The following is a 16,270-nucleotide window of genomic DNA, read 5'->3' as shown; positions in this document are numbered from 1 at the left end:
AAGCTCCATAGAAGAGCTTTAATCATTCTCATTTTAAGCAGAACAAGTCATGATTTGTTGGGCAGTCTGCATATTATCATGCATTTCTAACAATAAATTTTGCGTTTTCTCCCAACCTAAACAGCCATCTGTCACAGACTGACCATAAATCATATCATCAGAAATTTTCTGTTGACCATCGACTAAATGACTTTCCAACATCACACCACGCACATGGCTTTCTTTACGCTCAGCAATAATTTGAGCTAAAACTTCTGGCTGCTTCAATGGATTTTTTGCACTATTACCATGACTACAATCAATCACCAATGCAGGTAAATTACCCTGATGGCGTTTACGAATTGCTTGTATTGAAGCTAAATCATAATTTGAGCCTGAGTTTGAGCCACGCAAAATTAAATGCGCCAAAGGATTACCTTGACTATCCAACACACAAGGTAAGCCATGTTGACCCATTCCCAAAAATTGATGTGAATGCATTGCAGATTGAATTGCATCTAAAGCAATCTGAATTGAACCATCTGTACCATTTTTAAATCCAATCGCGAAAGGCATATGACTCGAAATTTCACGATGAATCTGTGACTCACTTGTACGCGCGCCAATCGCACCCCAAGCCAGTAAATCATCAAAATATCCTGTCGCCATGGGACTTAAAATTTCACTGGCAATAGGCAATCCCATTTCAATAATATTTAAGAATAATTCTCGTGATTTTTCTAAACCTAATTGTAAATTTGAAGAACCATTTAACTGAGGGTCATACATATAACCTTTCCAACCTACTGTGGTTCTTGGTTTTTCAATATATGTACGCATAACAAGGAAAATTTGATCTGATACCAAGCTTTGTAAATGCTTTAATTTTTGTGCATATTCTAAAGCTGCAACAGGATCATGGATCGAACATGGTCCTGTAATCACCATTAAACGTGAATCTTGACCTGAAAGAATATTTTTAATTGTTTGACGCTGTTCTGCAATTTGCACAGCAAGAGAATGACTTAATGGAAATTGTTGTTTTAATTGAATAGGTGTGCTGAGTTGTGTTTCTACTTTGGCTGTGTGTTGTAAAGCTTGGTTTAACATATTCATCATTTTTTCCTTTGGGACTTCAAGTCCAATCTTTTATTTGAGCTTATGGGGTCTATTCGATTGCAAAATAGGTGTCATCGCGCGGCTAAAGTGAAACCAATAAAAGTAGCTAAAGTATGTATCGTTAAATGTGTTCATTGTATTCTCCAAAAATCTAAAATTAAATGCATAAAAAAACCTGATCGGGGTTGCCGATCAGGTATTAACTTTGAAGGGCAACTTTATGCCCAAACGTATTCAGGCAATTACTTAAAGAACTGCCAAAAATAATAAGATACGTTATTGATCAAAGGTTTAACTAACATTTTATTCACATAAAAAATCTGTATGAAATTAAAATACTCGTACTTACCTCATTTGACAAGTACTTTTTGAAAAATTAATTCATTTTTATTTGCAGCTTTTTGTTGCTCAACATCTTAACAACAGTAGATGCATCAATTGCACGACTAAATAAGAAACCTTGACCAAGGTTACACCCTACTTGTTTTAAACTTTCAAGCTGTTCTTCTGTTTCAATGCCCTCAGCAATAATATCTAATGATAAGATTGGACCGAGTTGAGAAATACCCTGCACAATGGCATGAATAGGTAATTCACTATTCATTCGATGCACAAAACCACAGTCAATTTTTAAACTATCTACAGGATAATCATGTAAATGAGTTAAAGATGAATGACCTGTCCCAAAATCATCCAATGCAATGCGAACACCCACTTGTTTCAATTTTTTGAGCGCACGCGCAACATAAATATAACCACGCTCTGCTAAAATATGTTCAGTAATTTCAATCTCTATCAAATGATATGGGACTTGGTATTTTTCGAGACGTTTCAATAAAATTTCAGCATAATTATCCCGCATGAATTCAACAGGTGAGGCATTAATGGAAACTGGAACAACGTCTAAACCAGATTGAATCCACTGCTCTATATCACTAAAAACTTTAACATGCATTGTTTCAGCAATTTTTGTCGCGAGCTCATAATCATTAAACGCTTCAGCGACAGAACTAGGAAATTGAATCCCTAATTCTGGATGTTCCCAACGCAATAATGCTTCAAAACCAATGATTTTTCCTGTTTGCAGATTTACTTTAGGTTGATAATAGGGGTGGATGCTATTGTCACGAACAATTTGACGGGCTGTTTCTAATTGAGCTGCTTTTTGGATGGTAATGTCTAACATTTCTTGATTAAAGAAACGTACCCCTCCGCGGCCACCTTCTTTTAGGCTATTTAAAGCAGTATCCGCAAATTTTAAGAGATTTGAACTATCTTTCGCATCATCTGGATATAAAGCGCCCCCAATACTCATGCCACCATTAATTAACTTACCCAAATAAGTAATAGGTTGATCTAACTGTTTTAAAACATTTTGTGCTGCTCTCTTAAAATGTTCAATATCTTTTAAATCATTCACTACAACAGCAAATTCATCACCACCTAAGCGTGCGACGTAGGTATTTTCATCACAACTACGATTTAAACGCTTAGATAAAATACGTAACAAATGATCCCCCGCAGGATGACCAAGCGTATCATTAATATGTTTAAAGTGATCTAGGTCAATCAGCATTAAACCTATTTTTTGTTTATTTCTTTTCGCTTTGATTAGAGATTTTTTGAGATTTTGCTTAAAAGAACGACGATTCATTAAACCTGTTAATTCATCAAGCTCACTACTGATCCGTAATTTATTCTCGGCAATACGCTGTAAAGTGATATCTCGAGAAACACATAAAATACTTGTGGTTTGACCTTCATCATTCACGACAGGCGTTAAAATATTATCCCAATATTGACGTGCATCACCTTCACCACTCATGCCTGCAAAACGTGCATTTTTACCTTTTGCAGCCGAAGTAATGGCAATTTGTCCTTTATCTCGTACTTCTGGAGGTAAAAGGCTGAGCCATTCCATATCAAATTTTTTGACTTTTTCTTGCCCTAATAATGCAATACAGCCAGAACGATTCATATGTGAAACTGTACCATTTGGGCGTACAATCTTAATACAATCAACACTCACATCGAGCATATCGGTATGCGCACGCAAAGTATCTGCCGTTTCACGTAGCATCAGTGCTCGTTCATGAATATTAGTACAAGTAATCGTCCAATCAAACTCTCGCCCATTGCCAATATGGCTTTGCGCTACAAATAAAAACCAGTGGTATTGATCATTAACATCACGAATACGACATTCTTTTTCAAATTTTCGTCCAGTTTTTTGAGCATTATTCCACAAATTATATAAATGCTCAGCATCTTCTTGATAAACGAATTTCAACCACTCACAATCCTGTAGGGATTGCTCTGCACCTAAATATTCTCTCAGTGCAGTGTTACCATAGACCGCATCGCCTCGTTTAATCCAAACAAGATGAGGCAATAAGTCTAATGTCAGTTTAACTTCATCACTAATTACTGTTTTTGCAGGAACAATCGTTGTTTTAGACGTATCCGTCTGACCCATTTGTGTATCATGAAGCAAATCTAATCGAGTCATATCCGATCCTTTTTGCAAAAACTAAATTGATATATTTACTAACATTTCATCTTACAACGTCTAGCTAAAAGCTAAACATTTAAGCATGACTTATACCATCTTTTCCAATATAAGCTTCAAAACCTTAAACTTTGATTTATAAAAAATAATTTAAAGTTTTAAATTACCTAAATTTTAGTTTTAAAAAGATGCTTAATCAACCTTCAGGATAAAATGATTTGTAAAATTTGTACAATACAAGAAGTTAAGCCTTTGGATAGAATTAACTTTCTCACCCAATACGAAGTAAACAATAATGTGAAATATACCACATTTATTTAAAATAAAATGATATTTTCTACACTATATAAACAATATAAGTATTATCCTTTCAAAACATTAATATCATTATATTTTTTTATAAACAATATAAACTTAACTTTACATAAAATATTATTGTTTACGTTAAGTTAAGTTTAATCAAAAAACATTATCTATTATTTTTTTTAAATAATTCTAATTTTTAATTTAAATAATGCTGAATTAAATAATTCACTTTTTCAGGTTGTTCTGCATGTAACCAATGTCCAGCATTTTCTACAGTTTGAATTTCCGCACTTTCAAATTGAGAATCAATTGCATCTATATGCAAAGATTTTCCGATATACGGCGATGCCTGACCGCGTATAAATAGCGTTGATTTTGTCCATTGTGGAATGTCTTTCCATGACAAAATATCTTGGTAATGTGCATATAAGGCATCAACATTAAACAACCATTGCCCTTTATTGAATGATTTTAAAAGGAATTGAATGACCATTTCTTCTTTCAAAAATTCACGCATAATTTCTGTCGCCTCTTTGCGACTCTGAATAGCGGCATTTTTAACGGCAAATAAAGCTTTAAAAATTTGATCATGATGATTTTCTTGATAGGCAAATGGTGCAATATCTAAAATCACCAACTGTTCTAAACGTTCGGCGGCAAGCTCTGTCAGTTTCATTGCCACTTTTCCGCCCATGCTATGACCAATGACAGAAAACTGCTGAATATTTAAATGATCTAAGCTTTCTAAAATATCTTGTGCCATCACTTGGTAGTTCATTTCACTCGAATGGGGTGATTGACCATGATTACGCACATCAATTTGCAAGACAGGATGTGTGGCATACAAAGCACGTGCAATTCCACCTAAGTTGCTCAAACTGCCAAACAAACCATGAATAAGCACAAGCGGCGTACGTTGCTGATCATCTTCAGGTTGATGCCATTGATAATTTAATAACATAGGAATTCCAAATATTTGCAAAATTAGACCGCTATTATGATCGGAATATCGCTGAACTTGAACAATATTTTATTGTATCTATAGCCTAATGTTCCTGTCTAAATAAAGTGATTGAAAGAAGAATATGGCTTAAATTTATATTTTTGCTATAAAAGCATAAAATTTACTCGCGATATAAACTAAAGTTGAATCATTTATAAGAATTTATCTTCAATCCTGAGTTGAGTCAGTCAAAATTTCGCTTATATTATCTAAGCACAATAACTTTGTTTGATTTAGGACTTTTCACCATGTTTCAACACGTCGATTCTTATGCAGGTGATCCAATTCTTTCGTTGATGGAAGAGTATAGTAAGGATGCACGTACTCAAAAAGTAAATTTGAGTATTGGTTTATATTATAATGAGGACAATATTGTTCCTCAGCTTGAAGCGGTTAAAACTGCACTTAAAAATATTGAACCTTTAAATGATAAAGTAAAACTTTACTTACCAATGGATGGTTCTAAAACTTATAATCAAGCAACACAAGCACTTGTATTTGGCGAAAATTCACAAGCACGTAAAGACGGTCGTGTTGTAACGATTCAAACTTTAGGTGGCTCAGGTGCGCTTAAAGTCGGTGCAGATTTCTTAAAAAAATACTTTCCTGAATCTGATATCTGGGTGAGCCAACCGACTTGGGAAAACCATATCGCTATTTTTAATGGTGCGGGTGTAAACTCTCATTTCTATCGCTATTTTGATGCTGCAACCAATGGTGTCAACATTGAAGCAATGCTCGAAGATTTAAATCAAATTCCAGCAAAAGGCATCGTTTTGCTGCACCCATGTTGTCATAATCCAACAGGCGCAGATTTAACCCCTGCACAATGGGATCGTGTGATTGAAGTATTAAAAGCACGTGATCTCATTCCATTCTTAGATATTGCATATCAAGGTTTTGGTCAAGGTTTAGAAGAAGATGCTTATGCAATTCGTGCCTTAGACCAATCTGGTATGAACTTTATTGTGAGTAACTCTTTCTCTAAAATTTTCTCATTGTATGGTGAACGTGTTGGTGGCTTAAGCTTCGTTTGTGATGATGCAGAAACTGCACAGAAAGTTTTGGGTCAATTAAAAGCAACTGTACGTCGTATCTATTCAAGCCCAGCAACAACAGGCGCTTTGATTGTAGATAATGTATTGCACGATGAAGCTTTGGCTGCAAACTGGAAAGCTGAACTACAAGAAATGCGTGAACGTATTATCAAAATGCGTGAGCTATTAAAGGCAAAACTTGAAGCAGCATTGCCTGAACGTGATTTTAGCTATCTTGTGAAACAACAAGGTATGTTCAGCTACACAGGTTTAACTGCTGAACAAGTGGATACATTAAAAGATCAATACGGTATTTATTTAGTACGTAGTGGTCGTATGTGTGCGGCAGGTCTGAACTTAAATAATATTGACACAGTTGCAAATGCATTTGCTGAAGTCATTAAAGCAACAGCTTAATTGTTAAATTAGAGTAAAACCCAAGTTCGCTTGGGTTTTTTACTTCAACGATAGCTTTGCTACTTAACCACAACTTGCTTTCAGAATTTTTTTGGTATTTGGATCAATCACCAAGGTTAAACGCTCTGAACGAAAATCCATTGTCATTGGTTGCTGAGGTGCAACACGACGAATATTTTGTGCTTTAGTTTGTTGCTTTAACTGAGCATCGTCTGTAGCAACTTGCCCAATCAGTTTTTTAGCTTCATCTGCAACACATTGTGCTTGGTTTTGACGAAACAATGCCCACTCTTCTACTTTTTGCCCATCTTTCAAATAACAATAACCAACTTCGCCTTGTGCTTCTTTCACAATTTCAAGTTTGCCACCTTGCTCAACACAGTATTGACTTGCAGGATTTGACATCCCAATCAATGGTGCTGCTTCCTGTTGATTTTGAACGGTAGAACAGGCACTTAAGAAAAGTAGAATAACACTAGAAAATACAATATTTTTCATAAATAATTTAAAGTCAAAATAAAGGCTCTAGACTAGCAAACTTATGCAAATTTAATGTCAACTTCTTGCAAAAATTAATAAAAAAGTCAGCAGAATTTAATTCCACTGACTTTTAAAATCTCTAAAGTAACTGTCGTACTTGCGAGTTAAATCCGCCAAACTTAAAAATGAATCACTGTACGAATTGACTTACCTTCATGCATTAAATCAAATGCTTCATTGATTTTGTCCAAGCTCATCGTATGTGTGACAAAAGGCTCCAATTGAATCTCACCTTTCATTGCATCTTCAACCATACCTGGCAATTGACTACGACCTTTAACCCCACCAAATGCAGTTCCCATCCATTTACGTCCTGTCACCAATTGGAATGGACGCGTTGAAATTTCTTGACCTGCACCCGCAACACCGATAATCACAGATTGCCCCCAACCGCGATGGGCACATTCAAGTGCTGAACGCATCACATTGGTATTACCAATACATTCAAATGAATGATCCACACCCCAACCTGTCATTTCTACAATCACTTGTTGAATAGGTTGATCATAATCTTTTGGGTTTAAGAAATCAGTTGCGCCAAACTCTTCAGCCAGTTTAAATTTCTCTGGGTTGGTATCTACAACAATAATACGCCCTGCTTTTGCTTGACGAGCACCTTGCACTACAGCCAAACCGATTCCACCCAAACCAAAGACTGCAACTGAGTCACCTTCTTGTACTTTCGCTGTATTGTGTACTGCACCAATACCTGTAGTTACACCACAACCGAGTAAACATACTTGCTCAGGATTTGCCTCAGGATTGATTTTTGCTAATGACACCTCTGCAACAACGGTATATTCACTAAAGGTTGAACATCCCATATAGTGATAAATTGGCTCGCCATTATATGAAAAACGTGTTGTACCATCAGGCATTACACCTTTACCTTGGGTTGCTCGGACGGCTGTACATAAGTTGGTTTTGCCTGATTTACAAAATAAACATTCACCACACTCTGCGGTATAAAGTGGAATAACATGATCACCCACCGCAACAGAGGTTACTCCTTCACCGACTTGCACCACAATGCCTGCACCTTCATGTCCCAGTACTGCGGGAAATACACCTTCTGGATCTTCACCAGATAAAGTAAATGCATCTGTATGGCACACACCTGTATGGGTAATTTTAACCAACACTTCACCTTTTTGTGGTGGAGCAACATCAATCTCCACAATTTCCAAAGGTTTTCCTGGCGCAAATGCCACCGCTGCACGTGATTTCATATAGCATCATCCTTCATGGGGTCGTTCTTTAACAGATTAGCTACAGTAACCTTTTTTCATTTAATGATTCAACCAATAACTAGTGTTATGATTTATAAAAATTTAACAATTTATTCAATAAGAATGAAATATTCACCATCTTTTATCGCCATCACGCTTAGCTTCACTTTTTTGTCAGGATGCAGTTTGCCTATGAATCAGTCTAAACCTACCAATGAACCTCAGATTCACAGTGAACACTGGCTGAATGGAGAGGATACTAAGACTCAGTTACAACGGGGTTTGACTGCTTATTTAGCAATGAGTGATGCATTCCAAAGTATTGCTGCTCGCATCCACCTGATTCGTCAAGCGAAATATAGTCTAGACTTACAGTATTACATTTGGGCTGATGATTTTATTGGCAATCTGATGCTACATGAATTACTTAAAGCGGCTGATCGTGGCGTAAAAGTTCGTGTGTTGATTGATGACCAAAATGGTACAAAAATAGACCCTCAATTAAAAGCATTAAGCACACATCCCAATATTGAAATTAAACTCTATAACCCTTATAAATTTAGACACTTCAGAGTCTTAGATTATATTTTTCGTTTAAAACAAATTAATCATCGTATGCATAATAAGCTCATCATTGCCGATGGTATTATTGCGGTCACTGGTGGGCGTAATATTAGCAGCGAATATTTTGATGCCAGTGAATCCTTCCAGTTTACAGATATGGATATTTTATTTTTTGGTACAGCAGTACATGGTGCAAACACTGTATTTTCAAACTTTTGGAATAATGATTTAAGCTATCCAAATCAGCAATTTATTACTCAAGGCAATGCTAAAGATCTAGAAAAGTTAAGATTAGACTATCAAAAACTAGAACAAAAAGAACCTGATACAGATATAAAAGTCGATACTGAACAACGAGAACTCGCCCATCAACTTAAACAAAATCGTATCAATTGGGCACGTGCTCATTTCCTTGCAGATTCACCTAAAAAAACCTTAGGACAAGCCCAAAATGGCGAATTAATTTCTCACCAAATTCGTCAACATTTAGGTGAACCAAAACAAGAAATGGACTTAATTTCAGCTTATTTTGTGCCAACGAAAGTAGGTACACAATATTTAGCACAGTTCCCCAAGCAAGGCGTTGATGTTCGCGTTTCGACCAACTCCTTTGTCGCCAATGATGTTGCACTAGTACATGCTTTTTATCAAAAATATCGTACAGATTTATTGAAAAGTGGTGTAAAACTCTATGAGTTTAAACCTTATATTGAGCGTAAAAATCGAACCTGGTATGAAGTGGTTACAGGCAATGTCATTCCTAAAAAAGGTAAAAACAAATCGAGTTTACATGCCAAATTTATTGATATAGACAATAAAGTTTTTATTGGTTCTTTTAATCTTGATCCTCGTTCTTTTAACTTAAATACTGAAGTTGGCTTAGTGGTTGAGTCAGATCAACTACAAGAACAAGTGTCATTATTACTTGACACCTATCTTTTAAAAGTTGCTTATGAACTTAAACTCGATTCACAAGGCAAAATTAATTGGTATGACCACCAACCCGATGGCAGTATCAAAAAATACACTCAAGAACCTGAAACAACGCGTTTTCAGCGTGGTGTCATGCATAGTGTCTCGTATTTGCCAATTGAATGGATGATGTAACTTATTTATATATTTAAAGTTAGGCATCACAGTCAAGCTTTGTACTCAAACAAACATAAGCTTTCTTTTTGTATCACCAAGTCGATGTCTTTGAAATATGCTGACTTTGAACGTGTTTTCGTGTAGACATATATAACCCATGATTTTACATCACATGTGATGTAAAATATGATTCCATACCAAATAAATGTTAATAGGTTTTAATAATTTTCTGACTTAACAATCAAAGTTTAAGGCATAAAATTTATGTCGAAGTTCATGCATGGCTTCAGAAAAATCTAAAGTACTATAATGAATATTTTCACACTTTTTAATATATGAAGATCTATAGGGCTTGCAACGTCTTGTGTCGCCATCAAAATAAAATCCAATCAGTCAGTGATGTTTCTTTATACAGAAGAATAGCCAAGTATTGCAAAGGTTTTACTCTCAACGATGCTTGGCATAAAATATGATTTTTCATTGTTTATTTTGTTATAAGTTTTCCTCCCATGCAATTTTTCGATTTAAGCCAAAAATTTAATCTTGATGATATTTTAGTCCCCCACCACACTTTAGATGAGTTAAAAATGCAGGAGTGGTTTTTAAGTAAAGTAAGAGTAGATCATGACTGTCTATCTACACATGATTTTCTCGAAGGTCAAGCTATTTTAAAGTCGAATAAAAACATAGAAATAGAACTAGAGTGGCAAATCATGGACACAGGTCACAGCTTACAGGTTCTGTTTAAAGGAATTGAAACTATTGTGTCTGAACAAACTTTGATTGTGGTCAAAGGTGCACATCTTGTTGACGCTACACAACGAAAAATCTCAACTCAAGCACTTAGTTTATGGATCGATGGTACACTGTTACCCCTATTGCCCAATATTCGTAGTGAAATTAAAGCCCGTTTAAATCTTTGGGATTATGTAGAATATACTGATTAAACAATGATATTCATTGAATATTCTTCATTTCCTCCATTGCATTTTCTAAAACATCAAATACTTTTTTATGCCCACATTGTGCAACATTAAAACGCATAAATTGTCCTGCATCGGGTGACTGACTAAATGAGTTTCCTGGTGCTAAAATAACGCCCTGTTTCAAGCATAATTTTGATAAAACTGAAGCATTCATCTGCTCAGGTAACTGACACCACAAGAAAATGCCTGCTTTAGGAATAATCACAGGTTCAATTCCAAGTTTAAACAATGATTGAATCGTGAACTGCATTGTTTTTTAATAATTTTTTATGTAAGTTATCCAGATGCTTTTTATAGCTACTATCCAGTAAAGCTTGATAAATAATTTCTGCATTTAAATGCCCACCACTAAAATTGGTGGCAATTTTTAAATCAATACATTCATCAATAAATTTTTCATGTGAAATAATATAACCACAACGAATAGCCGCCGTTACTGTTTTAGAAAAGCTGCCTATTTGTATAACACGCTCAAATCCCATTAAAGATGAGTAACGTGGTGCTGGGATCTGTTCAAACTCAGCAAAAATATCATCCTCAATAATGATTAAATTTGCCTGTTCTGCTAATTTTGCAATTTGATACGCATGTGCAATAGATAATGTTGCACCTGTTGGGTTATGGATGCCTGAATTCGTTAAATAAATTTTAGGTTGATATAATAATGCTTGCTGAAAATGCTGTACGCTTGGACCATGCTCAGTAAATGGAATTGAAATAACTTGTAAATCATGTACTTGACTTAAAGCTAAAAAATTAAAATAACATGGATCATCCACTAAAATGACATCTCCTGCTTTTAACAATTTTCGAAATAATAAATCAATCGCTTGTGTGGCAGAATCGGTCATTAAGATTTGAGAAACGCTCAATTCAAGATCATATTTTTTGTTTTTTCGCGCGATCCATTGTCTTAAACCTAAATGACCATGTGGAATAGGATAATCAACCAAAAGAGAAGCTTCCGCTTTGGCGACTTATTTGAGTGCTCGGCGAAGACTTAACTCAGGCATCCATTCCACAGGTAGCCACCCACACCCTGCTTTAATGACATCAGCTTTAGCCTCTAGAGATTGACGTGAAATCCATAAAGGATCTACTTCACGTTCGTATTGCACAGGTTTTTCAATATTGTGAATGACCTGCATCTTTGTGGATACATAATATCCCGAGCCAGTTCGCGCCTCAATTAAACCCTCAGCCACTAAACGCGCATAAGCCTCAACCACTGTAGAGACTGAATAGTTTAAATGTTGTGCAAGCTGTCGCACAGACATTAAACGTGTACCTGATATGAGTTTTTTATTGCTAATTTCTTGCTGAATAAAAGCAATGACTCGTTCAATTTTACTGATCGTCATGGGCTGCACTTTGGTCTATTTTTTCAAATTGTACTGTATACAGAAGCATAACAGTTTCTTTTTATTGTATTGCACTGTGGCTTTTTTCAAAAAAGATAAAAGCTTTAAATAAGCCTTATTTGTCAAGATTTTAAAATATGAATCGTCAAAATATAGTTTGGCTCAATGGTTTGATTGGCGTTGTAATTTTTGCAGCTTCACTTCCTGCTACACGTATTGCAGTACAAGGATTTAGTCCTGAATTTCTCACGGTAGCCCGAGCTTCAATTGCAGCAGTTTTGGGACTTTTTTGTTTGCTATTTTCTTATAAATTTCAATTAAAATATCCCAGTATTCCCCAAATAAAATCTTTAAGTCTTGTTGCTTTAGGTGTTGTACTTGGTTTTCCTTTGTTTACTGCTTTAGCATTACAAAGTATTCCTTCATCTCGTGCCATTGTTTTTGTTGGTTTATTACCACTTTCAACCGCAATTTTTGGTGTGTTTCGAGCACATGAAAAACCCAGTATTCAATTTTGGTTATTTGCCCTACTCGGCAGCAGTTTTGTACTGATCTTTATGTTCAGCCAGAGTACAACCCAAGATGTTGCAATTGGTGATGCCTATATGTTAGTTGCGATTATTTTATGTGGGCTAGGTTATGCTGAAGGTGGATATTTATCTCGTGAATTAGGTAGCTGGCAAGTGATTTGTTGGGCACTTGTTTTAACTTTTCCAATCATGGCACCCTTAACTATTCATTATTTTCCTCAAAGTTTTACAGGCATTAAAACTACTGAATTTTTAGCGCTCTTTTATGTTGCTATCTTTAGTATGTTAATCGGTTTTTTCTTTTGGTATAAAGGCTTAGCACTTGGGGGTATTGCAAAAATAGGGCAAATTCAATGATTACAGCCTTTGATTGGCTTAATGCTTTCAACTTTTTTATTGGGCGAACAAGTCACGATGAGCATGCTTATGGTCAGTTGTCTGGTCTTCATTTGTGTACTACTTGCAAAGAAATATGCTTAACTTTTTATCTAAAAAATGTAGTTATTTTTAATAAATATCATATGTAAAATAAAAGTCCAATAAGCCAAAATAGAGTTATACCTCGACTTATTGGAACTTTTTCAACTCATATCACTTCAAGTTAGAAGTTATACATTGCCACCGCATTTACACGATTATCTTCACCTGTTTTGCTGCCATTTGGTGCTGCACCAAATGCTTCACGCTCACCGTAAACATATTCAACACCAAAGCTGAGTGGCTTAACTGGACTATAAAAAACGTTACCCCATGCTTGCCATAAGTCTTTATTGGCTTTGGTTTTATCCGCAAGGGCATTGATATAACGGTCATTTTTATCCGCTTTCATATAACCATAAGCCAAAGTACCACGCAATTTTTCATTGAATTGTTGAGTAATACCTAGAGTAATAGAATCAAATTCATTGGTTTCAAGAATCTGATTATTCGCATCAGTCACAAAACCTTGGTTCGTCCATGACACGAAACTACTGTCACCATTGACATGGTAGTAGTCCGCCTTCAATGTTGTAGTTGGTGTTACATCATATTTTAAACCTACACCTACACCCCATGCTGTTTGCTCATCTGCTTTGGTACGTTTTTCAGTCACCATTGCACGTGCACCAAGCGATAGATTATCCACGATTTTATGGTTAAGTCGTGCTGTCAAAGCAGGTAAGCGCATATCTGAACTGCTATCTTTAGGGTCTTCTAAAGCATAGACAAAATTAGTATCCGCATTTAATTTTTGCGTATAACGAAGCTGTGGTGTACGTTTGACTGAACCACCGACAAAGCCAAGTGCATCAACGACTTCAGGCATAAAATCAACAGGTGCAAAGTTTGACCATGTCTGACCAATCAACCAATTTCCATAGGTTAAATAAGCATGACGAATACGTAATGTATCTAAAGACGAGCCACCTAAGAAGTCAACCTCAAGCTTACCACCGACATCACCGACTTGGGTTGGTGTTTTAAAATCAAAACCTAAACGTGTCGCCGACAAGGTTGATTTCAGATTGTCGCTATTTTCATTGACGCCATCTAAAGCAACTGTACTGATTTGGTTATAGATTCGACTTGCTGGACCACCTTCTATTTGATATTGAAGATCCGCACGTACATTTCCATATACACTGATTTCAGCCCCACCTTTCGTCAACGCTAAACTCCCTCGTTGTGCAAGATGATCTTTCGCTGCATGTTGAGCTTTTTCTTCCTGATAGTTTTGCAGTTGTACCGCTTGCTGCTGTTGCTGTTGTGTTTGCTGATTTAACAGTTGGCGTAACTCATTAATTTCATTACGCAATTGTTCAATTTCAGGATTCACATCTTGTGCATGCGTTAGTGCAGTACTACATACGCCCATAGCCAATAGAAGCGTTTTTACTTTAAAAAATTTGTTATGAGTATTCATCCAAACCTCATTTCTTGATGATTATGGCATCATCCTTTGATGCCATGAATAAATTTATCTGATTAAATAATATAAGAAAACTTAAAATATTTTTCTTTGGTTTAATTGACAGATGACTCTATTACTGATTCATTTTTAAGCGAAGCAGAAGAACAAGTCTCTTTGCTTTGGTCTACCGATACTTTCAAATTCACCAAGAAAATTGCGAGTGCTGCGATTACCCCTGGAATTGCAATTGCTAAGAAATTCATTTGATGTGGCAATTGTAAAGTTAATAATGCCCCTGTTAATACAGGTCCTACAATTGCACCAATACGTCCAATACCTGAAGCCCATCCCATGCCTGTAGAACGGACAGCGGCTGGATAAAACTGTGCAACAAAAGTGTAAAGTAAAATTTGTGAGCCAATGGTTGCTGCACCTGCGATTGCAATCAGTGTATACAAAACCCCTTGTGGGCTTTTAAATCCGAGTAAAATTAATGCGATTGCACCAACTGCAAACATAATGGTCAATACAGGTTTTAAATGGAATCGGTCTGATAATACCCCGCCACCAATGGCACCCACCATACCACCAATATTTAATGCAAATAAGAAAATCATACTTGCACCAAGCGAGTAACCTGCTTGAATCATTAATTTTGGTAGCCAACTGCCTAATGCATACACCATCAGTAAACACATAAAGAAAGCGATCCAAAACATCAATGTACTGAACGTACGCCCTTGTTGAAATAAAGCACGTAATGGCGCTTCATCGCCAACAGTGGTTTCATTCAATACAAATACGGTATCAACAGAAATCGTTTTTTCTGGTGCAATTTTTTGTACAGTTTGATGTACTTGTTCAGTTTTCCCCTTATTGGTCAAGAACATGATGGATTCAGGTAAAAACTTCCAAATTAATGGTAAAGCAACAAATGGAATAATGGCAATGTAGAACATGATTTTCCAACCATAGTCTGTCACTAACCACGCCCCCAATAATGCAGATGTCATCCCACCAATGGCATAACCACTAAACATCACAGCCACCAATGTACTGCGAATCTTTTTGGGTGCATATTCGGTCATGAGTGCCACAACGTTTGGCATGACCCCACCAATGCCTAAGCCTGCAAGGAAACGTAAAATACCAAATTCAATTGGGTTGGAAGCAAATGCACCTAAAAAAGTAAACCCACTAAAAATTGCAACGCAAATCATGATGGTTTTTTTACGACCAAGTTTGTCTGACAAAGTTCCAAAGCACATTGCACCGAACATCATGCCAAATAAGGCGGTACTTGCGAGCATACCTGCTTGTACAGCAGATAATCCCCACTCTTGCATCAATAAAGGTAATGCAACGCCATAAATAACTAAATCGTAACCATCAAAAATAATAATCAGTAAACACCAAATTAATACATTCCAATGAAATGGGGTGAACTTCGCTTCATCCACAATTGTATTTATATTTAAATTCGCCATACACTTTGCGCCTCCTGCGCGTGAACGGTAGAAAATTTATCAAACAATGAATTAAAGTGTTTTTAATGTCCAAAACCGATTACGCATAAATCTATACCTAAAAAGTAGGCTTTATTTTTATCCTTTAAATAACAATAATTTATATCAAAAAATGTTTTTTAATCCTTTGTATAAAATCATGAACGGTTTTAACAACACTTTTTTATTTTGTTTAAAAAAATCA

Annotated in this window: 10 protein-coding genes and 2 pseudogenes; 4 read left to right on the top strand and 8 right to left on the bottom strand. The window is 35.9% G+C overall.

What is annotated here, in order from left to right; translation table 11 throughout:
- Window positions 1-33: 33 nt before the first annotated feature.
- The 3 genes from HUV91_RS03770 to HUV91_RS03760 form a co-directional block, all read right to left on the bottom strand.
- A complete protein-coding gene (locus HUV91_RS03770; RefSeq protein WP_174492567.1) occupies window positions 34-1,095 on the bottom strand; it encodes a 3-deoxy-7-phosphoheptulonate synthase in 1,062 nt (353 codons plus the stop codon).
- A gap of 379 nt (window positions 1,096-1,474) precedes the next feature.
- Window positions 1,475-3,607 carry a bifunctional diguanylate cyclase/phosphodiesterase gene (locus HUV91_RS03765; RefSeq protein WP_227554716.1) on the bottom strand — a complete coding sequence of 711 codons (2,133 nt, stop codon included), beginning with the start codon at window positions 3,605-3,607 and terminating at the stop codon, window positions 1,475-1,477.
- 502 nt (window positions 3,608-4,109) lie between these two features.
- Window positions 4,110-4,874, bottom strand: coding sequence for an alpha/beta fold hydrolase (locus HUV91_RS03760; protein WP_174492566.1), 765 nt, complete (start codon window positions 4,872-4,874; stop codon window positions 4,110-4,112).
- A 290-nt stretch (window positions 4,875-5,164) separates the two neighbouring features.
- On the opposite strand from HUV91_RS03760, the gene HUV91_RS03755 reads away from it, so the two are divergent.
- Window positions 5,165-6,370: an aromatic amino acid transaminase gene (locus tag HUV91_RS03755; protein ID WP_174492565.1), complete on the top strand. Its 1,206-nt coding sequence runs from the start codon at window positions 5,165-5,167 to the stop codon at window positions 6,368-6,370.
- A 63-nt stretch (window positions 6,371-6,433) separates the two neighbouring features.
- On the opposite strand, the gene HUV91_RS03750 is transcribed toward HUV91_RS03755, so the two are convergent.
- Both HUV91_RS03750 and HUV91_RS03745 read right to left on the bottom strand, forming a co-directional pair.
- Window positions 6,434-6,868 carry an I78 family peptidase inhibitor gene (locus HUV91_RS03750; RefSeq protein ID WP_174492564.1) on the bottom strand — a complete coding sequence of 145 codons (435 nt, stop codon included), beginning with the start codon at window positions 6,866-6,868 and terminating at the stop codon, window positions 6,434-6,436.
- 161 nt (window positions 6,869-7,029) lie between these two features.
- Window positions 7,030-8,139 carry an S-(hydroxymethyl)glutathione dehydrogenase/class III alcohol dehydrogenase gene (locus HUV91_RS03745; protein ID WP_130073428.1) on the bottom strand — a complete coding sequence of 370 codons (1,110 nt, stop codon included), beginning with the start codon at window positions 8,137-8,139 and terminating at the stop codon, window positions 7,030-7,032.
- Between the two features lie 192 nt (window positions 8,140-8,331).
- Here HUV91_RS03745 and HUV91_RS03740 point away from each other — a divergent pair, with 192 nt between their 5' ends.
- Together HUV91_RS03740 and HUV91_RS03735 are read left to right on the top strand one after the other, a co-directional pair.
- On the top strand, window positions 8,332-9,810 hold the full coding sequence (locus HUV91_RS03740) for a phospholipase D family protein (RefSeq protein WP_174492563.1): 1,479 nt from the start codon (window positions 8,332-8,334) through the stop codon (window positions 9,808-9,810).
- A gap of 491 nt (window positions 9,811-10,301) precedes the next feature.
- Window positions 10,302-10,739 (top strand): hypothetical protein, encoded by a 438-nt coding sequence (locus tag HUV91_RS03735; RefSeq protein ID WP_130073426.1) that lies wholly within the window; start codon window positions 10,302-10,304, stop codon window positions 10,737-10,739.
- 10 nt (window positions 10,740-10,749) lie between these two features.
- Here the strand turns inward: HUV91_RS03735 and HUV91_RS03730 are convergent.
- Window positions 10,750-12,139 (bottom strand): annotated as a pseudogene (locus HUV91_RS03730) (PLP-dependent aminotransferase family protein).
- Between the two features lie 137 nt (window positions 12,140-12,276).
- On the opposite strand from HUV91_RS03730, the pseudogene HUV91_RS03725 reads away from it, so the two are divergent.
- Window positions 12,277-13,149 (top strand): annotated as a pseudogene (locus tag HUV91_RS03725) (DMT family transporter).
- A gap of 121 nt (window positions 13,150-13,270) precedes the next feature.
- On the opposite strand, the gene HUV91_RS03720 reads toward HUV91_RS03725, so the two are convergent.
- Together HUV91_RS03720 and HUV91_RS03715 are read right to left on the bottom strand one after the other, a co-directional pair.
- Entirely contained in the window at window positions 13,271-14,572 is a 1,302-nt protein-coding gene (locus tag HUV91_RS03720) for a DcaP family trimeric outer membrane transporter (RefSeq protein WP_174492562.1), read from the bottom strand.
- A gap of 101 nt (window positions 14,573-14,673) precedes the next feature.
- Window positions 14,674-16,047: an MFS transporter gene (locus HUV91_RS03715; protein ID WP_174492561.1), complete on the bottom strand. Its 1,374-nt coding sequence runs from the start codon at window positions 16,045-16,047 to the stop codon at window positions 14,674-14,676.
- Window positions 16,048-16,270: the final 223 nt, after the last annotated feature.

The organism is Acinetobacter sp. Marseille-Q1623 (assembly GCF_902809895.1).
GTDB classification, from domain to species: domain Bacteria; phylum Pseudomonadota; class Gammaproteobacteria; order Pseudomonadales; family Moraxellaceae; genus Acinetobacter; species Acinetobacter piscicola_A.
This window is presented reverse-complemented; position numbering and strand designations above follow the sequence as displayed.